Raw genomic sequence first — 17,335 nt, 5'->3', positions numbered from 1 at the left:
ACCTAGTCTCGGTTTAGCAATTCAATATAAGCGCTGTAGGCGTAGACGCGATTGCGCTTCTGACCGGTGAGCTCACGCACGACCTGTAGCCGGTTTTCCAACGCGTCCAAAACCTTGCCTATAGTGGCATGAGTCAGACCTGTTTCCCGGTGCAACGTGGCGATGTTCGCTACCGGATGACTGAAAAGTGCTTCCAATATCTGATTGGCAGAACCTGCCAGGCGGCCAAGCTCGGTTAGCCTTGCCTTGTCCTGAGCCAGTAGCGCATTCAGGGCCTGCGCCGTTGCCACTGCATGATTGGCGGTATCGGCGATGGCATCAACGAAGAAAAGCAACCATGCCTCCCAATCGCCGGTAAGGCGCACCTTCTGCAGGTTTTCGTAGTAAGTCTGGCGGTGACGTTTGAAAAATACCGAAAGGTACAGCAGCGGCTCCTTCAAGATTCCCGCCTGAACCAGTATCAGAGGAATCAGGAGACGCCCAAGCCGACCGTTGCCATCCATGAAGGGATGAATGGTTTCGAACTGGACATGCGCCAGCGCGGCCTTGATGACTGGTGCAGTAGACGCTGGCTGATCATTGATGAAGCGTTCGAGAGCGCTCCAACAGTCAGCAAGGTAGTTGGCCGGCGGCGGCACGAAGACCGCCTCGTCGGCTCGGTGCCCCCCGATCCAGACCTGATTCTGACGAAGCTCACCCGGGCGGCGATGCGTTCCTCGGCCATGAGTCATCAATGCCGCATGCAGTTCGAGGACGAGGCGGATGGTGATGGGATGCCCCTCACGGATTCGTTGAATGCCGAGGGTCAACGCACGGACATAGCAGGAGACTTCCTGTACGTCGTTCATCGGTACGCCAGGGGTGCCCTCCATTTCATACACCATCAGGTCACTCAGCGACGACTGTGTGCCCTCGATCTGAGAGGACATGACCGCCTCTTTACGTACATAGCTATAGAGAAACAGCTGGGCATCCGGTAACAGTACGGAGATACCATCCAGGCGCCCGAGGGCGACCAGCGCTTGCGACAAGCGTTGCTGCAGTTTGTCATCCAGCCTCAACGGCGGATCAGGCGGCAATGCAGCGGGCACGAACGCCTGGCAATTTACGCCTCCAGCCACACTGGGCACGTAATGTCCGGTGAGTCCACGCTGCATCAGAGATCCCAAGGAAGTTAAAATACTGCGCCTACTATTTCATTTTTAACCGTAAAGTAAAATAGTAGTCTACGTTATTTCAACTTCCAACTTCACTGCATCTCGTAGCCGACATGATTGTGGCTATGCTGATTGAGCATGCCATTGCCAGGGAGGGACTTCATGGCCATCGATTCAGCCACTGCCAGCGAACTCATCGACATCGTGCGCCGCGCCGCCAAAGCGGAGATCCTGCCGCGCTTTCGCAATCTGGACCCCGAGTCGATCCAGACCAAGACCTCGCAGGAGGACCTGGTGACCATCGCCGACCAGCGCGCCGAGGCCTTCATCCAGCGCGAGGTCGCCGAGCGCTTTCCCGAAGCGACGATCATCGGCGAGGAGGCAACCTCCGCAGACGCGTCGATACTCGACCGGATCGCCGAGGCCGAAATGGCGGTGATCATCGATCCCATCGACGGGACGTGGAATTTCGCCAGGAACCTGACCCAGTTCGGGGTGATCCTGGCCGTGGCCAGCCGGGGCGAGACGGTATTCGGCCTGCTCTACGATCCGGTGATGGACGATTGGATCATGGCCCATCGTGGCCAGGGCGCATTCTACGTACGTCCGGACGGTACCGAGCGGCAGCTAAAGGTGTCGGAGCGTGAGAATCTCGCGGAGATGACCGGCTTCACGTCGCTGCGCCTGTTTCCGAAGGAGTTGCAGTATCGGCTGGCGGCGACCTTCCCCGACTTCAGCCGCATGATGAGCATCGGCTGTGCCTGTCACGAGTATCGCACCCTGGCCAGTGCCTTCGGCGAGTTCAGCCTGATCGGCGCGCTGATGCCGTGGGACCATGCCGCCGGCGTGCTCGTGCATCAGGAAGCCGGTGGCTATTCGGCGCTGCTCGATGGGCGGCCTTATCAGCCGACGATCCATCAGGGACGGTTATTGCTGGCCAACAGCCGCGACACCTGGGAGCAGTTGCGCGAACGTTTCGCGTTCATGGTCTGAGCGTGTTTCCCGACACGGCGGCGATGGCTGCCTCCGGGAACAGGCCTGCGTGAAGGCGCTGTAAACCTTCCCTAGGCGCTACATTCGTCATCCCTGACGAATGACCTTCACTTCGACCTGTCCCCCGGAGTCACGCTGGCGGACACTGCTTGCCCGTAATCCACTGGCTTCAAGCCTGCTCGGGTACCGGCGCCGCCTTGGCCCGCTCGATACGCAGCCCCAACAGGAAGATCAGCAGGCCACCCACGGCGAGTACTGCGCCCACCAGGCCGGTGGTCGACCAGGCGAAACCGAGCTTGATCGTGACCCCGGCCAGCCAGGCGCCGAGCGCATTGGCGCAGTTGAACGCCGCATGGTTGAGCGAGGCGGCCATGGTCTGGGCGTCTTCCGCCACGTCCATCAGGCGGGTCTGCAGGGCCGGCCCCAAGGCCATGCCGGTACCGACCAGTCCCACGAACAGGATGCCCAGCCACACTGAGTTGGCGGCGAAATAGAACCCGCCCTGAACGATGACACACCAGATGAGAATCACCGGAATTGCGCGCAGCAGGTTCTTGTCGGCGGCCCGCGCCCCGACCAGGTTGCCGATGATGGTGCCGATGCCGAAGATCGCCAGCACCAGCGGTCCCAGCGATTCCTGCATGCCGGCCTGCTCGGTGAGCGTGGGTACCACGTAACTGAATACGGCGAACATGCCGCCGAAGCCGATGCAGGCCACCCCCAGGGTGAACAGCACACGCTGCTTGATCAGCGCTGTCAGCTCGCGCTTGGGGCTGGCCTGGGTATCGCCGGGCTGCGAAGGCACCCATAGCAGAATCAGCAACGCCGTTATCAGGGCAATGACGCCCACACCGGCGAAGGCGATCTCCCAGCCGAGCAGGTTGCCCGCCCAGGTGGCCAGGGGGGCGCCGGCGAGAATCGCCACGGTAAGCCCTAGAATGACCCGGCTCACGGCCCGGGCGCGCTGTTCGATGGGTACCGCTGCGGCGGCAACCAGCGCCGCTACGCCCAGGTAGGCGCCATGCGGTAGCCCGGCGATGAAACGCAGCGCCACGAAGGACCAGAATCCCGGTGCGAAGGCACTGGCCAAATTGCCGATAGCGAACATCAGCATCAGGCCGATCAACAGCGCCCGCTTGGGCACGCGTGCAGCCAGCGCAGAGATGATCGGCGCTCCCACGACCACGCCCAGCGCGTAGCTGCTGATCGCATAGCCGACATCGGGCACGGCCACCTGCAGGTCGTTGGCCACCCGATTCATGAGCCCCATGATCACGAACTCGCCGGTGCCGATGCCGAAAGCGCCCAGCGCCAGGGCCAGTTCGGCCAGCCGAGGATGAGCGGCGGCAGCGTCGCGCATCGCGCGGGAGACAGCGTTCATGGTATGACCTTTATGTGAAGAATGCTTAGACGCACCCCGGCCTACGAAGCCGACGGCACAAAACGACGATCCGGTCAGCCGTTCGCGTATGACGCAGGCCGTTATGTACCGGAAAAAGCGAGGATACTCTCAGAATACGACGAAAGTATAAAAGAACTTCTGTTTATCGCGCGATTGAAAATCTTTATGTCCAACCGTTGAGGATCGCACCCCAAGGCGGGCGCAGTGGAAATGCGCCCGCTCTCTACCGGGTATCGCTCAGTTGTCGCGCCTCAGGCGGTCCTGATCGACCAGGGCAACGTTTCGCCGGCACGGAACGGTACCAGGCGGTGCGCGTCGCCGATGATGTCCGGCACCTGGCGCGGTTCGCGAACCAGCTCGATGGCGTCCTCGTTGGGCGCCAGCCCGTAAAAGCGCGGGCCGTTGAGCGAGCAGAACGCCTCGAAATGCTCCAGGGCGTTTTCCTCCTCGAACACGCTGGCGTACACCTCCAGCGCCGACGGCGCGTTGAACACCCCGGCACAGCCGCAGCTGGTCTCCTTGGCAGCGACCACATGGGGCGCCGAGTCGGTGCCCAGGAAGAGCCGTGGGTGGCCGCTGGCGATGGCCTGGCGCAACGCCTGCTGGTGGGTGCCGCGCTTGAGGATCGGCAGGCAATAGAAGTGTGGGCGAATGCCGCCGACCAGCATGTCGTTGCGGTTGTGCGCCAGGTGCTGCGGGGTGATGGTCGCGGCGAGATAGTCGTTGCCCTCGCACACGTACTGGGCGGCATCCATAGTGGTGATGTGCTCGAAGACGATCTTGAGTTCGGGGAACTGACGGCGGATCGGCTCCATGACCTCGTCGATGAACGCCTTCTCGCGATCGAAGATATCCACTTCGGCGTGGGTCACCTCGCCATGGATCAGCAGCGGCATCCCCAGGCGCTGCATGGTCTCGAACAGCGGATAGATCGCCTTGACGTCGCGCACGCCATGCGCGGAGTTGGTCGTGGCATTCGCCGGATAGAGCTTGGCGGCGGTGAACACGCCCTCGGCATGGCCGGTCTCGAGCGTCTCGGCGCTCACGCTCTCGTTGAGGTAGCAGGTCATCAGCGGCGTGAAATCGTCACCGGCCGGCAACGCCGCCAGAATGCGCGCCCGGTAGTCGCGGGCCGCGGCGACCGTGGTCACCGGCGGCACCAGATTGGGCATGACGATGGCGCGGCCGTAGAGCCCGCTGGTATAGGGCAACACCGTCGCCATCAGGTCGCCATCGCGCAGGTGCAAGTGCCAGTCGTCGGGGCGGCGGATGCGTAACGTGGTGGCGGGGGCTGTCATAGCGGGCTCCGTGTGAAAACTAAGAAGAGGACGATGCCACGGCCTGGCGTCGTTTTACCAATAATACCAGTGCCACGGCCGCAAGTAGCGCCACCAGCGCGGCGAAACTCACTCCCGTCGTCGCCAGGCCAAGGAATCGTGCGGTCAGCCCGATGCCCACCACCGGGATCGAGATCGCCACGTAGGCGACGACGAAGAACGTCGAGGTCACCGTGGCGCGCTGATCGCCGGGGCTGGCCGAAGTGACCAGTCCCAGGCCGGCGCGAAAGGCAATGCCCTGTCCCAGCCCGACGATGATCGCTCCGCACACGAACAACGGCAGCGAAGCGATACCGATGCCGCCCCCCACCAGAGCCACGCCGAGGATCACCACCGCACAGCCCAGCGGCAACCGCCAGGCCCCGGCAACGCGATCCTGCACACTTTGACCGATCGTGGAGGCGAAGAACACCACGCCGACCACCACGCCGATCAGTAACCGATTATCGTAGCCCAGCACTTGGCTCATGAAGGCCGGCGCAGTGGCGGTAAAGAAGCCGAACACCGCGAAACCGGCGAACGCAGCGATGGCGGCGGGTAGAAATACGCCGCGCACCTCGGCCGGTACGCTCAGGCGTTGCAGACTCAGGCGCGGATGAGCGGGCCGGTTCACCGTCTCGCGGCTCCACCCCACCGCGATCATGGCGAGTGCCAGCAAGCCGATATGCACGGCATAGGCCAAGTGCAACGGCCACGGCGCATACTCGCCAAGCAGCCCGGCGACTACCGGCCCCAGGCCCAGCCCTCCCATGTTGGCGGCGGTGGCCACCAACGTAGCGAGCGACTTGCGCCCCTCGGGTGCCAGCTCGATCACCGCCACGGTCGCCGTACCGGTGAAGATGCCCGCAGAAACGCCCGACATCACGCGCCCGGCCAACAAGGCTGCGAGACCTTCACCGGTGAGAAAGATCACGTCGCTGAGTGCGGCGGCGACGAGACCCGCGAACAGCATCGGACGCCGCCCAAGCTGGTCCGACCAGCGCCCGGTGAGCAGTAGCGCGGCGATCACGCCCACGGCGTAGGCGGCGAAGATCACCGTGATTATCAGCTCGGAGAAACCGAACTGCTGGCGGTAGAGCGGATATAGCGGCGTCGGCAGGGTCGTGCCCAGCATGGTCACCAGGAAGGCGAAGGCTGCCCCGAGAAAGGCCAACCGCGACGAGGTCCCGCCGAAGAAGGAATCGGACATCATGAACATCCTTGTTACGAGTCATCCAGTCGCAACAGTGTAGGGCGAGCGGGACAATATGCGATAATGCGCGTTTCCCTTGTAGCGTCTCAATCGGACACCCGCTCATGTCCCACGGTACTCTCTACATCGTTTCCGCGCCGTCCGGCGCCGGCAAGACCAGCCTGGTGCGCGCCCTGCTCGAACGCGTCGACGACATCCAGGTCTCGGTATCGCATACCACCCGCGCCATGCGTCCCGGCGAGGCCGACGGCGTCAACTATCACTTCGTCGACGAAGCCACCTTCAAGCGCATGATCGAGCGTGGCGACTTCTTCGAGCACGCCCGGGTCTTCGACAACTACTACGGCACCTCGCGTCCGGCGGTTCAGGCCCTGCTTGCCGCGGGCACCGACGTGATCCTCGAGATCGACTGGCAGGGCGCGCAACAGGTCCGTAAACAGATGAACGGCGTGGTCTCGGTGTTCATCCTGCCGCCATCGCGCGAGGCGCTACGCGAGCGCCTGTCGGCTCGCGGCACCGACGACACCGCTGTGATCGACCGGCGCATGCGCGATGCGATCAGCGAGATGTCGCATTTCGACGAGTACGAGCACATCATCGTCAATGACGACTTCGAGGACGCCCTGGCCCAGCTGGTCGGGCTGATTCTGTCCGAACGCTCGCGGCTCGAGCGTGTGCGCGAACGCCAGGGCCCGCTCATTCAGGCGCTCTTGTCACGCATCGAAGGTGTCGAGTAGACTGGCGGGTCCTACCCCGCGATCATGCGTAGCTGTCCCTTCGGACGGATACCGATCACGTTGTCGTATCACGCTTGTACAGCAAACCAGGATATTTTTCCCATGGCGCGAGTTACCGTTGAAGATTGCCTTGATCACGTCGAAAACCGTTTCAAGCTGGTGATGATCTCGACCCAGCGTGCACGCCAGCTGGCGCGCGGCTCCCGCGATGCGTTGCTGGCGTGGGAAAACGACAAGCCCACGGTCATGGCGCTGCGCGAGATCGCTGCCGGCAAGATCGACGAGAACGTCCTCGACGAGCCCATCGAAGCGCCGGTGCGTTCGCGCCCCGAACCGCCTCACATTGCGGATAACGAGGCGTAAAACATCCGCGTGCGATGCCGAACGATAACGCTTATTCGGCAACCCCGGCCCATTGCCGGGGTTGCAGCGCCGGCCGTACGGTTGCAGGATACGTAATAATACGGTCCAAGTTTTCTGGATACGAGGTTTCTGGATAGGCGCGCCGAATGTTCACCATCGATGACCTTGCCGACCGCTTGGCCGGCTACCTTCCCCAAGACGAGATCCAGCAGGTCAAGCGCGCCTTCTATTACGCCGAACAAGCCCACGACGGCCAGCGCCGCCGCTCCGGCGAACCCTACGTCACCCACCCGCTCGCCGTCTCAAATATCCTCGCCAACATGCACATGGACCATCAGAGCCTGATGGCCGCCATGCTGCACGACGTGATCGAGGACACTGGCGTATCCAAGGCCGCGCTGGCCAAGCAGTTCGGCGAACCCGTGGCGGAGCTGGTCGACGGCGTCTCGAAGCTGACCCAGATCACCTTCGAGGACAAGGCGGTCGCACAGGCCGAGAACTTCCAGAAAATGGTCATGGCGATGTCGCAGGACATCCGCGTGATCATCGTCAAGCTCGCCGACCGCCTGCACAACATGCGTACGCTGGGTGCCCTGCGTCCCGACAAGAAGCGCCGCATCGCCCGCGAGACGCTGGAAATCTACGCGCGCATCGCCGGCCGCCTGGGCATCAACACCATCCGCGTCGAACTCGAAGACCTGTCGTTCCAGGCCATCCACCCGATGCGCGCCGAGCGTATCAAGCGTGCCGTCTCCAAGGCCCGCGGCAACCGCCGCACGATGATCCGCCAGGTACAGACCAGCCTGCAGAACTGCCTCGACGACGACGGCCTGCCCGGCACGGTGGTCGGCCGCCAGAAACACCTGCTGTCGATCTATCGCAAGATGCACGACCAGCGCAAGCCGTTCGCCGAGATCATGGACGTGTTCGGGTTTCGCATCATCACCGAGGATGTCGATACCTGCTATCGCATCCTCGGCGCGGTGCACAACCTCTACAAGCCGGTCCCGGGGCGCTTCAAGGATTACATCGCCATCCCCAAGGCCAATGGCTACCAGAGCCTGCACACCACGCTGTTCGGCGCCAACGGCATGCCCATCGAGGTACAGATCCGCACCCGAGAGATGGAGGCGATGGCCAACAACGGCATCGCCGCCCACTGGCTCTACAAGGCCGGCCAGACCGAGCGTCCCATCGCCGCCGGCAGCCACGCCCGGGCCCGCGAATGGGTACGCGGCCTGCTCGAGATGCAGCGCCATGCCGGCAATCCCCTGGAATTCATCGAACACGTCAAGAACGACCTGTTCCCCGACGATATCTACGTGTTCACCCCCAAGGGCGACATCATGGAGCTGCCGCAGGGGGCCACGGCGGTGGACTTCGCCTACACGGTGCATACCGATATCGGCAACAGCTGCATTGCCTGCCGTATCGATCGTCATCTGGCGCCGCTGTCGACGCGCCTGGAAAGCGGCCAGACCCTGGAGATAATCACCGCGCCGGGGGCCCGTCCCAACCTGGCCTGGCTGAGCTTCGTGGTTACCGCCAAGGCACGCTCGGCGATCCGCCATGCGCTCAAGAATCAGCAACGCACCGAATCGATACAGCTCGGCCGACGTCTTCTCAACAAGGCCTTGGCGGACTACGAGACCAGTCTCGAGGAGCTGCCCGGCGAGCGTCTGCCGCGCGTGCTCGAGGAGTTCGATCTCAAGCACGCCGACGACCTGATGGAATCCATCGGCCTGGGGACGCGCATGGCCTATGCCGTGGCCCGACGCCTGACCGAGAGCCAACCCAGCGGAATGCTCTCCGGCGATATCAACGGCCCGATGGAAGGCCCGGTGGTGATCAGCGGCACCGAGGGCATGGTGATCAGCTTCGCCCGCTGCTGCCACCCGCTGCCTGGCGACCCGGTGGTCGGTCACCTGTCGGTGGGCAAGGGCATCGTCGTGCATCGCATCGACTGTCGCAACCTGGAAGAGCTGAAGCGCGACGATCCCGACAAGCTGTTCGCCCTGGAGTGGTCCACCGAGATCAGCGGTGACTTCCCGGTGGCGCTGCGCATAGAAATGGAAACGCGCCGCGGCCTGGTTGCCGAGTTGGCCAGTCTGGTCACCGACGCCGACGCCAATATCGAGCGCATCGGCATCGAAGAGCGCGACGTTCGACTGTCGATCGTCAACCTGACCCTGGCAGTGCGCGATCGTGTGCATCTGGCCCGGATCATCAAGCGGATTCGCAACCTGCCCCACGTCGGCAAGATCCACCGCGTCCGCAATTGAACCCTTGACTCGCCCTGCCGTGATCGCCACGGCAGGGCGAATGTTTTCATCGCTAACGGAACCCGGCCAGACCGGAACAACGACAACGCAAGGAGCTACCCATGAGCAACAAGGCCGTCATTCACACCGACAAGGCCCCCGCCGCCATCGGCCCCTACTCCCAAGCCATCAAGGCCGGCAACACCATTTACCTGTCGGGTCAGATTCCCCTAGACCCGCAGACCATGGAGCTCGTCGAGGGCGATATCGCCGTCCAGGCCCGCCAGGTCTTCACCAATCTACGCGCTGTCTGCGAGGAGGCCTCCGGCTCGCTGCAGGACATCGTCAAGCTCAACCTCTACCTGACCGATCTCGACGACTTCGCCACCGTCAACCAGATCATGGAAGAATTCTTCCAGGCACCCTATCCGGCACGCGCTGCGGTCGGGGTGAAGGCACTGCCCAAGGGCAGCCAGTTCGAGGCCGAAGCGGTGATGGTACTGGGCGACTGACGGCTCGCTGACATCCATGCCTCAGCGCCTGTTCTTCGCCGTGTGGCCCGACGATCCGGTACGTACCCGCCTCGCCGGGCTGGCCGAACAAGCCCGACGCCGCTGCGGCGGGCGGCGGACTGCAGACGACAAGCTGCATCTCACCCTGGCCTTTCTGGGTGACGTCTCTGCGCCCCAGGCCGATGAACTCATTGCATTGACGCAGCGGCTGGCCGGCCCCGAGGGCACCTGGACTCTCGACCGGCTCGGCCAATTTTCACGTGGCGGTATCGTGTGGGCAGGTAGCGAGGCCGTGCCCGAGGGGCTGATGCGTTTCCAGGCCGAACTCTGGGCATCCTTGGCCACGCTGGGCTTTACTCCTCCCCAGCGCGCTTTTTGCCCGCACGTGACGTTGCTGCGCCAGGCCCGCCAGGGTGCGCTCCCGGAGGCCGCCACCGGGTATCTGCCGCTGGCCTGGACATACCGGCGTGCCGCCCTGGTACATTCGCGCATCGACGGCCCAAGGCATCGCTATGTCACGTTGGCGCAGACGCGCGCGCACGACCAATGAGCGATTGCCGTCATGCCATCCTACTGCCACCGTGGCTGCAGGAAACCAGGAATCCGCAGAAGAAAGGAAAGGAATCATGCTAAAATCCATCAGCGCCCGGGCCCTGTTGGGAAGCCTGCTGCTAGGCGCCACACTGAGCATACCCGCACTCGCAGAAGCGGATCTTTATGTGGCGGTGGGCAAGAACAACGAGTCCGAGCCCAGCGTAAAACTCGAACTCGACCGCGAGTACAACCTGGCCCATTGGCAGCCGGGGCTGTCTCTGCGTCTGGCCGGCGGCGTTCTGCTGCTGCCTGGCGACGAGGGCGACGGCAATGCCGCGCTGATCGTCACGCCGGCATTTCGCTACACTTTCGCCGACACGGCCACGCGGCCCTTCGTCGAAGCCGGTGTTGGCGGCGCCCTGTTTCTGGATACGCACTATGAGGGACGCGACCTGTCCACCGCGTTCCAGTTCGAGGATCGCGTGGCAGCCGGTCTGCATGTGGGTCGCGGCGAGGTGGCAGTGGCCTTCACGCACTACTCCAATGCCGACATCAAAAAACCCAACAACGGCCTGGATATCGTCACATTGGGGTATCGTCACCCGCTGTGATGGGGCATGGCAGGTGCAGAGCACCTGCCGCTGGTTTTTCGGCCGCCGCCGTCAGGCCTTTTCCGGCTCGGGCGCGGACTGCTCGCAGGCCAGCACATGGGCGTAACCTTCGCGGTAGGTCGGATAACGGAAACGGTAGCCGGTCTTGCACAGTCGGGTGTTGTCGCACCGCTTGCTGGAGCGACGCCGCAACGGCGACTGGATGGTCTCGAAGGATTCGACCTTGAGACGCTTGGCCAGCCAGCCCATCACGTCATGCAGCGGGACCGGTTCACAGTCGCTGGCCAGATACACGTCTTCCAGCGGCTTGCCGTTCAGCGCCATCTCGATAAGGTGCGCCAGGATGCCCACGCAGTCGTCGCGATGGATGCGGTTGGAGTACATCGGCGGGTTGGACGCCGCCATGCGTCCCTCGCGAACCTGACGGATCAGCCGGTCGCGGCCCGGGCCGTAGATGCCCGAGAAGCGCACGGCGGTACCCGGCAGTGCATGCTTGATGAGCGCCTGCTCGGCCTTGCGCATCAACTGGCCCGAGAAACCGCGTGATTTGGTTTCGGCATTCTCGTCGACGATCTCGCCGTCCTTCTGGGCATACACGCTGGTCGACGACACGAAGAACACCCGGGTAGGCTTGTGCTTGCGCCCGCCCAGTTCGTCGAGTACGGCCTTCAGGCCATCGACGTAGGCTGCCTGATAGGCCTGTTCGTCGAAACGGTCGGCGCTGGCGATGTAGACGACGGCATCCGCATCGGGCAGCGTCGCCAGCCCGGCGGGGTCGGTGAAATCCAGCGCCAGCGGCTCGATGCCGGTGTTGGCGAGGGGCTGAGGGTTGCGACGCACGCCGATAACGCGATGGCCGGCGTCGACGAGCTGTCGGCCGAGCGACGTTCCGATGTCGCCACAGCCGAGGATCAATGTCGTGTTCTTCACCTTTACCTGGCTCCTTGGTAAAACGATCATATCCATATATTTGCGATAGGAAGCCCTTGCGGGCCCAACCATGACTCTAACAGAACTCAGGTACATCGTAACCTTGGCGCAGGAACGTCATTTCGGACGAGCCGCCGAACGCTGCTTCGTTTCGCAGCCGACGCTATCGGTGGCGGTCAAGAAACTCGAAGAGGAACTGGGCGTGGCCCTGTTCGAGCGTTCCAAGTCGACCGTTCAGGTGACGCCCTTGGGGGAAAAGGTCGTCGAACAGGCCCAGCGCGTGCTCGAGCAGGCCAGCGTGATCCGCGAACTGGCCAACGAGGGCAAGGATCAGCTGTCCAGCCCATTGCGTATCGGTGCCATCTACACCATCGGTCCCTACCTGTTCCCGCATCTGATTCCCGAGCTGGCCGAGTCGGCACCGCGCATGCCGCTATACATCGAAGAGAACTTCACCGCCGAGCTGCGTCGCAAGCTGCGTAGTGGCGAGCTCGACGCGATCATCGTGGCGCTGCCTTTCACCGAAGCCGACGTGGTCACACGCCAGCTTTATGAGGAGCCTTTCGAGGTGCTGATGCCCAGCGATCACCCATGGACGGCCAAGGCCACCATCGACAAGGAAGATCTGCTCGGCGAACGATTGCTGCTGCTCGGTGAAGGCCACTGTTTCCGCGAGCAGATCCTCGAGGCCTGCCCGGCCATCAATTCTCATCTCAACAGTCCGACCAACACGCTGACCGCCGAAGGCGGATCGCTGGAGACCATTCGCCACATGGTGGCTTCCAAGCTGGGTATCACCGTGCTGCCGCACTCGGCGATCGGTACCGGCCATTACGAGTCCGGCATGCTCGAAAGCCGGCCGTTCACTCCTCAGGCGCCGAGCCGTACCGTAGCGATCGCCTGGCGGGCCAGTTATCCACGGCCCAAGGCCATCGACGCCCTGATCAACGCCATCGAACGATGCTGCCAGGAACAGCCGGTACCCGCCCCGGCATGACCGATACGCTGCTGTCGCAGCCGGTCACCGCGCTTGCCGGCGTCGGTGAGGCGCTGGCCGCCAAGCTGGCCCGCTTGCGTATCGAGCGGGTCGCCGATCTGCTGTTTCATCTGCCGCTGCGTTATCAGGATCGCACCCGCCTCACGCCGATCGCTACCTTACGTGCCGGGCAGGAGGCCGTCGTCGACGGTGAAGTCTCGGCCGCCGACATCGTCAAGGGCCGTCGTCGCAGCCTGCTGGTGCGTCTCAAGGACGGCTCGGGCATCCTCAGTTTGCGTTTCTTTCACTTCTCGCCGGCGCAGCACAAGCAGTTCGTACGTGGCGTGCATGTGCGCTGCTTCGGCGAAGCCCGCGCCGGCGCTACCGGGCTCGAACTCTACCATCCCGAGTACCGCCTGCTCGGCCAGGGCGATGCGCCGGTAGACGAGCACCTGACGCCGATCTATCCAACCACCGAAGGCCTCGCCCAGCCGCGCCTGCGCGGGCTGATCGTCCAGGCATTGAAAGCCCTCGACGAGGCCCCCGAGACGCTGCCGGACGGCATTCCCGAACCGCTTCGCGAACGCTTTCGCCTGCCCGGCCTGCACGAGTGCCTGCGTTACCTGCACGAGCCGCCGCCGGACGCCGATGTCGAACGCCTGGCGGCCGGCACGCATCCCACCCAGCGGCGCCTGGCGCTGGAAGAGCTGCTCGCCCATCAGTTGAGTCTGCGCCAGGTACGCCTGCGCATCCAGACCGACGGCGCGCCGGCGCTGCCGTCGGGGCGCGGTCTGCAGGCGCGCTTTCTCACTCAGTTGCCTTTCTCGCTGACCGGCGCCCAGCGCCGCGTGCTCGACGAGATCGCGCGTGACCTGGAAACCCCGGTTCCCATGCTGCGCCTGGTCCAGGGCGATGTCGGTTCGGGCAAGACGGTGGTCGCGGCGATGGCCGCCCTGCAGGCAATCGCCGGCGATTGCCAAGCAGCGGTGATGGCACCCACCGAGATCCTCGCCGAGCAGCACTTTCGCAACTTCCGCGACTGGTTCGCCCCGCTGGGCATCGACGTGGCGTGGTTGGCCGGCAAGCTCAAGGGCAAGGCACGCCTGGATACCAAGGCAGCCATCGCCGACGGACGCGCAAAGGTGGTGGTCGGCACCCATGCGCTGTTCCAGAGCGACGTGCACTTCAAGCGCCTGGGCCTGGCCGTCGTCGACGAGCAGCACCGCTTCGGCGTGCACCAGCGCCTGGCGCTGCGCCAGAAGGGCGAGGCGGGGGGACTCACGCCGCATCAGCTGATCATGACCGCCACGCCGATTCCACGCACCCTGGCGATGAGCGCGTATGCCGATCTCGATCTGTCGGTGATCGACGAGCTGCCGCCGGGGCGTACCCCAGTGCAGACCGTCGCGGTACCCGACGAGCGCCGACCCGAGGTGGTATCGCGCATCCGCAATGCCTGTGCCGAGGGCCGTCAGGCTTATTGGGTGTGCACCTTGATCGAGGAGTCCGAGGCCCTGCAATGCCAGGCTGCCGAAGCGACCCGTGACGCCCTGACCGAGACCCTGCCGGAACTTGCCATTGGCCTGGTTCACGGGCGCATGAAGGCTACCGAAAAGGCCGAAGTCATGGACGCTTTCAAGAGCGGCGAGCTCGATCTGCTGGTCGCCACCACGGTGATCGAGGTGGGTGTCGACGTGCCCAACGCCAGCCTGATGATCATCGAGAACCCGGAGCGGCTGGGCCTGTCGCAGCTTCATCAGCTACGTGGCCGGGTCGGGCGTGGCGGTACCGAGAGCTTCTGTGTGCTGCTCTATCATCCACCGCTGTCGGCACATTCTCGCCAGCGCCTGGGCGTGATGCGCGAAACCACCGACGGCTTCCGTATCGCCGAGAAGGATCTCGAATTGCGCGGTCCCGGCGAGGTGTTGGGCACCCGTCAGACCGGTCTGGCACAGATGAAGATCGCCGACCTGGAGCGTGACCGCGACCTGCTCGAGCGTGTCAGCCCGCTGGCGCGGGCACTGCTGGAAGAGGCACCGGACGCCAGCGAGGCATTGATTCAGCGCTGGCTGGGGGAGGAAGCGGGGCGCTACGGCCAAGTCTAGGCGTTTGCTTGGGGCAACAAGGCTACCGGGCTGATGTTGGCTTCCTGTGCCGCCAGGCGGGCGGCAGTATCGCGCAATGGCAATAGCTGTCGGCTGATCAGGGCCAGTTGCGTCTGCACCAGGCGCCGTTCGTCGCTGGGCTCGTCGGCCGCCATGGTCTCCAGCGCCGTCGCTCGCGCCTCGGCCGATTCGAGGGCCGGCATCACGCTGCGTGCTCTCAGCTGCGCGGCGATCGTCTCGACATCGTCGACGATGGCTTCGGCCATGGCCCGCAGTTCAGCATCGTCGGCCAGCGCCCGTGTCTCGCCGCGGTGGGCCCCGAGCGCGGACAAATAGCTGAGCAGGGTATGGGAATTGCCGAGAAAGCGGAAACCCACCTCGGCATCCTTGCGGAAGTGACCCGGTTCGAGACGCACATTGGCCAGCAGGGTCGACAGCGCGGCGTCGGCGTTATGGGCGTTGCGTCGCGCCAGGCGATAGTCGAGGTCGTCCTGCTTGCCGTCGACGTACTGGCTGAGGATCTCGCGCAGATAGCGGCTGCTGGCCTCGAGGGCAGCGGCGCCTTGGCGATGCAGGCGTCGCCCCTGCCAGTCGGGCAGGATCAGCATCACGGTCAGGCCGGCGATCAGCCCCCCCACCAGCGTATCGAACAGGCGCGGCCAGATCAGCCCGAAGCCGTTGCCGACCTGGTTGAAACAGCACAGCACCAACAGCGTGATGGCGGCGGTGGCGATCACGTAATGTCGGGCCCGGTTGGCAAAGAACACCACGCCCGCCGCCACGGCGATCGACAACTGCACCCACTGACTCGGGAACAGCGTAATCAGTGCCCAGCCGGCGATCAGCCCGATCACCGTGCCCAGCACGCGCTGCCACAGAAAGCGCCGCGTGGCACCGAAGTTGGGACGGCACACGAACAGGCCGGTCAGCAGGATCCAGTAGCCCTGCTTGGGATGCACGAGCAGCAGCACCCCATAACTGACCACCAGCGTCACCGCCAGACGCACGGCGTGACGAAAGATCGGCGACGAGGGAGTCAGGTGCGACTGCAGGCGATCGCGGATGTCGCGCAGCCCCTGCGGCGATCGATCGTACAGGCTGTTGTCTTCCTGATCGGGCCTCACGTCGGGATTCTGGGCCCGGGAGAGTTGCTGCTCCAGGGTCGCCAGGTTGTCGGCCAGCGCCTCCAGCGAGCGCAACAGACCGCGCCATTCGGGACGCTGCTGGGCGCGCAGGTAATCGAGCGAGGCGTGCAGGTCGTTGAGTGCCTGCTCGCTCTGGCCGTGATCGAACGCCTGGCGCATCAGCAGCGCCCGCGCCAGGGACCGGCAGGCGTTGCCCTGCTGCTCGAGCAGGCGCTGGCAGCGGAACAGCACGTCATGGTGAAAAAACGTTTCCGCCAGCTTGCCGTAGGGGTAATGCGAAGAACTGGCCCGCTCGTGAATGTCCTGGGCAATGAAGTACAGCCGCAGGTAACGATTGAGCTTGTGCGCGCTGCGCTGTCCCTCCAGGCGTCGAAAGATCATCTCCTTGGCCTGATTGAGCGCATTGACCACCTTGCCGTTCTGCTCGGCCAGCGCCAGCCGCCGGGCCTCGATATCGACGCCGCGTACCGGCTCGAAAAGCAGTGCCTTGAGCTGCAGGTACTTGCCCAGTTCACGAAACAGCAACGCCATGCTCAGCTTGAGCGGCTGCCGCGAGAACAATGCGCTCCAGACGACCGAAATCGCTCCATACCAGGCCGCCCCACTGACCAGCAGCAACGGCTCGCGCCAGAGCTCGTCGAAGGCCACGCCCCCGTGGCGCTCGATGGCGATCATGGTATAGATCGCCAAGATTAGTGTGGCGTAGGAAATCGTGCCGTAGCGCTGGCCCACCGCACCAAGCATGGTCATGCCGAAGGCGGACACTGCCAGTCCGAGGGCGAAGGCCCAGGGATGACCGAACAGCAGTTCCACCGACAGCGAGGCGATAATGAAGCAGGCCAGGGTCACGCCCAACGCCTTTAGGCGCCCCTGCCAGTTGTCGTCGGTCTCGGCCAGGGCACTGGCGATGATGCCCAGAATCAGCGGAATCAGCAGGGAAACGTCGCCCAAATGCCAGTTGACCAGCATGGCGCCCGACAGGGCGATGAACACTCGCAGGCTGTAGGCGAAAGTGTCCAGAGTCCAGAGACGTCTCAGCGGCTGATCGAGCAGGCGAGGCAACATGCGTAGTGGTCAGGG

At 64.0% G+C, this 17,335-nt stretch carries 15 protein-coding genes; 9 read left to right on the top strand and 6 right to left on the bottom strand.

What is annotated here, in order from left to right; all coding sequences use genetic code 11:
- Positions 1 to 2 precede the first annotated feature (2 nt).
- A complete protein-coding gene (locus MHM84_RS07895; RefSeq protein ID WP_239264551.1) occupies positions 3 to 1,157 on the bottom strand; it encodes a Fic family protein in 1,155 nt (384 codons plus the stop codon).
- 162 nt (positions 1,158 to 1,319) lie between these two features.
- Between MHM84_RS07895 and MHM84_RS07890 the strand changes: the two genes are divergently transcribed.
- The gene (locus MHM84_RS07890) at positions 1,320 to 2,150 is read left to right on the top strand and encodes an inositol monophosphatase family protein (RefSeq protein ID WP_239264549.1); all 831 of its coding nucleotides are present in this window, start codon (positions 1,320 to 1,322) and stop codon (positions 2,148 to 2,150) included.
- 169 nt (positions 2,151 to 2,319) lie between these two features.
- Here MHM84_RS07890 and MHM84_RS07885 read toward each other — a convergent pair whose 3' ends face one another.
- The 3 genes from MHM84_RS07885 to MHM84_RS07875 all read right to left on the bottom strand — a co-directional run bounded on the left by MHM84_RS07885 (position 2,320) and on the right by MHM84_RS07875 (position 6,081).
- Positions 2,320 to 3,531, bottom strand: coding sequence for an MFS transporter (locus MHM84_RS07885; protein WP_239264547.1), 1,212 nt, complete (start codon positions 3,529 to 3,531; stop codon positions 2,320 to 2,322).
- Positions 3,532 to 3,803: 272 nt separating this feature from the next.
- On the bottom strand, positions 3,804 to 4,850 hold the full coding sequence (pyrC, locus tag MHM84_RS07880) for a dihydroorotase (RefSeq protein WP_239264545.1): 1,047 nt from the start codon (positions 4,848 to 4,850) through the stop codon (positions 3,804 to 3,806).
- Positions 4,851 to 4,869: 19 nt separating this feature from the next.
- The gene (locus MHM84_RS07875) at positions 4,870 to 6,081 is read right to left on the bottom strand and encodes an MFS transporter (protein ID WP_239264543.1); all 1,212 of its coding nucleotides are present in this window, start codon (positions 6,079 to 6,081) and stop codon (positions 4,870 to 4,872) included.
- A gap of 104 nt (positions 6,082 to 6,185) precedes the next feature.
- Between MHM84_RS07875 and gmk the strand changes: the two genes are divergently transcribed.
- The 6 genes from gmk (at position 6,186) to MHM84_RS07845 (ending at position 11,099) form a co-directional block, all read left to right on the top strand.
- Complete coding sequence (gmk, locus tag MHM84_RS07870) at positions 6,186 to 6,818, top strand: guanylate kinase (protein ID WP_239264541.1); 633 nt, start codon at positions 6,186 to 6,188, stop codon at positions 6,816 to 6,818.
- 102 nt (positions 6,819 to 6,920) lie between these two features.
- Positions 6,921 to 7,181, top strand: coding sequence for a DNA-directed RNA polymerase subunit omega (rpoZ, locus tag MHM84_RS07865; RefSeq protein WP_239264539.1), 261 nt, complete (start codon positions 6,921 to 6,923; stop codon positions 7,179 to 7,181).
- Between the two features lie 146 nt (positions 7,182 to 7,327).
- On the top strand, positions 7,328 to 9,463 hold the full coding sequence (gene spoT, locus MHM84_RS07860; protein WP_239264537.1) for a bifunctional GTP diphosphokinase/guanosine-3',5'-bis pyrophosphate 3'-pyrophosphohydrolase: 2,136 nt from the start codon (positions 7,328 to 7,330) through the stop codon (positions 9,461 to 9,463).
- Positions 9,464 to 9,564: 101 nt separating this feature from the next.
- Positions 9,565 to 9,954 carry a RidA family protein gene (locus MHM84_RS07855; protein WP_239264535.1) on the top strand — a complete coding sequence of 130 codons (390 nt, stop codon included), beginning with the start codon at positions 9,565 to 9,567 and terminating at the stop codon, positions 9,952 to 9,954.
- A 16-nt stretch (positions 9,955 to 9,970) separates the two neighbouring features.
- Positions 9,971 to 10,504, top strand: a complete 534-nt coding sequence (thpR, locus tag MHM84_RS07850) for an RNA 2',3'-cyclic phosphodiesterase (protein WP_239264533.1) — start codon at positions 9,971 to 9,973, stop codon at positions 10,502 to 10,504.
- Positions 10,505 to 10,580: 76 nt separating this feature from the next.
- A complete protein-coding gene (locus MHM84_RS07845; RefSeq protein ID WP_239264530.1) occupies positions 10,581 to 11,099 on the top strand; it encodes an acyloxyacyl hydrolase in 519 nt (172 codons plus the stop codon).
- Between the two features lie 51 nt (positions 11,100 to 11,150).
- Here the strand turns inward: MHM84_RS07845 and MHM84_RS07840 are convergent, their stop codons facing one another.
- Complete coding sequence (locus tag MHM84_RS07840) at positions 11,151 to 12,029, bottom strand: SDR family oxidoreductase (protein WP_239264528.1); 879 nt, start codon at positions 12,027 to 12,029, stop codon at positions 11,151 to 11,153.
- A 70-nt stretch (positions 12,030 to 12,099) separates the two neighbouring features.
- On the opposite strand from MHM84_RS07840, the gene MHM84_RS07835 reads away from it, so the two are divergent.
- Positions 12,100 to 13,026 carry a hydrogen peroxide-inducible genes activator gene (locus tag MHM84_RS07835; protein ID WP_239264525.1) on the top strand — a complete coding sequence of 309 codons (927 nt, stop codon included), beginning with the start codon at positions 12,100 to 12,102 and terminating at the stop codon, positions 13,024 to 13,026.
- The gene (gene recG / locus MHM84_RS07830) at positions 13,023 to 15,110 is read left to right on the top strand and encodes an ATP-dependent DNA helicase RecG (protein WP_239265300.1); all 2,088 of its coding nucleotides are present in this window, start codon (positions 13,023 to 13,025) and stop codon (positions 15,108 to 15,110) included. Before MHM84_RS07835 ends, recG begins: the two co-directional genes overlap by 4 nt.
- Here the strand turns inward: recG and yccS are convergent.
- On the bottom strand, positions 15,107 to 17,320 hold the full coding sequence (yccS, locus tag MHM84_RS07825) for a YccS family putative transporter (protein ID WP_239264522.1): 2,214 nt from the start codon (positions 17,318 to 17,320) through the stop codon (positions 15,107 to 15,109). The genes recG and yccS overlap by 4 nt on opposite strands.
- Positions 17,321 to 17,335 lie beyond the last annotated feature (15 nt).

It is taken from the genome of Halomonas sp. McH1-25 (assembly GCF_022348165.1).
GTDB lineage: Bacteria > Pseudomonadota > Gammaproteobacteria > Pseudomonadales > Halomonadaceae > Modicisalibacter.
The sequence above is the reverse complement of the archived record's forward strand: the minus strand, read 5'-3'. Positions and strand labels throughout refer to the sequence as shown.

What these genes read in the sequence shown, in the direction of transcription:
- MHM84_RS07895 (WP_239264551.1), bottom strand. Translation starts at nt 1,157, where the DNA reads ATGCAGCGTGGACTCACCGGACATTACGTGCCCAGTGTGGCTGGAGGC.
- MHM84_RS07890 (WP_239264549.1), top strand. Translation starts at nt 1,320, where the DNA reads ATGGCCATCGATTCAGCCACTGCCAGCGAACTCATCGACATCGTGCGC.
- MHM84_RS07885 (WP_239264547.1), bottom strand. Translation starts at nt 3,531, where the DNA reads ATGAACGCTGTCTCCCGCGCGATGCGCGACGCTGCCGCCGCTCATCCT.
- pyrC (WP_239264545.1), bottom strand. Translation starts at nt 4,850, where the DNA reads ATGACAGCCCCCGCCACCACGTTACGCATCCGCCGCCCCGACGACTGG.
- MHM84_RS07875 (WP_239264543.1), bottom strand. Translation starts at nt 6,081, where the DNA reads ATGATGTCCGATTCCTTCTTCGGCGGGACCTCGTCGCGGTTGGCCTTT.
- gmk (WP_239264541.1), top strand. Translation starts at nt 6,186, where the DNA reads ATGTCCCACGGTACTCTCTACATCGTTTCCGCGCCGTCCGGCGCCGGC.
- rpoZ (WP_239264539.1), top strand. Translation starts at nt 6,921, where the DNA reads ATGGCGCGAGTTACCGTTGAAGATTGCCTTGATCACGTCGAAAACCGT.
- spoT (WP_239264537.1), top strand. Translation starts at nt 7,328, where the DNA reads ATGTTCACCATCGATGACCTTGCCGACCGCTTGGCCGGCTACCTTCCC.
- MHM84_RS07855 (WP_239264535.1), top strand. Translation starts at nt 9,565, where the DNA reads ATGAGCAACAAGGCCGTCATTCACACCGACAAGGCCCCCGCCGCCATC.
- thpR (WP_239264533.1), top strand. Translation starts at nt 9,971, where the DNA reads ATGCCTCAGCGCCTGTTCTTCGCCGTGTGGCCCGACGATCCGGTACGT.
- MHM84_RS07845 (WP_239264530.1), top strand. Translation starts at nt 10,581, where the DNA reads ATGCTAAAATCCATCAGCGCCCGGGCCCTGTTGGGAAGCCTGCTGCTA.
- MHM84_RS07835 (WP_239264525.1), top strand. Translation starts at nt 12,100, where the DNA reads ATGACTCTAACAGAACTCAGGTACATCGTAACCTTGGCGCAGGAACGT.
- recG (WP_239265300.1), top strand. Translation starts at nt 13,023, where the DNA reads ATGACCGATACGCTGCTGTCGCAGCCGGTCACCGCGCTTGCCGGCGTC.
- yccS (WP_239264522.1), bottom strand. Translation starts at nt 17,320, where the DNA reads ATGTTGCCTCGCCTGCTCGATCAGCCGCTGAGACGTCTCTGGACTCTG.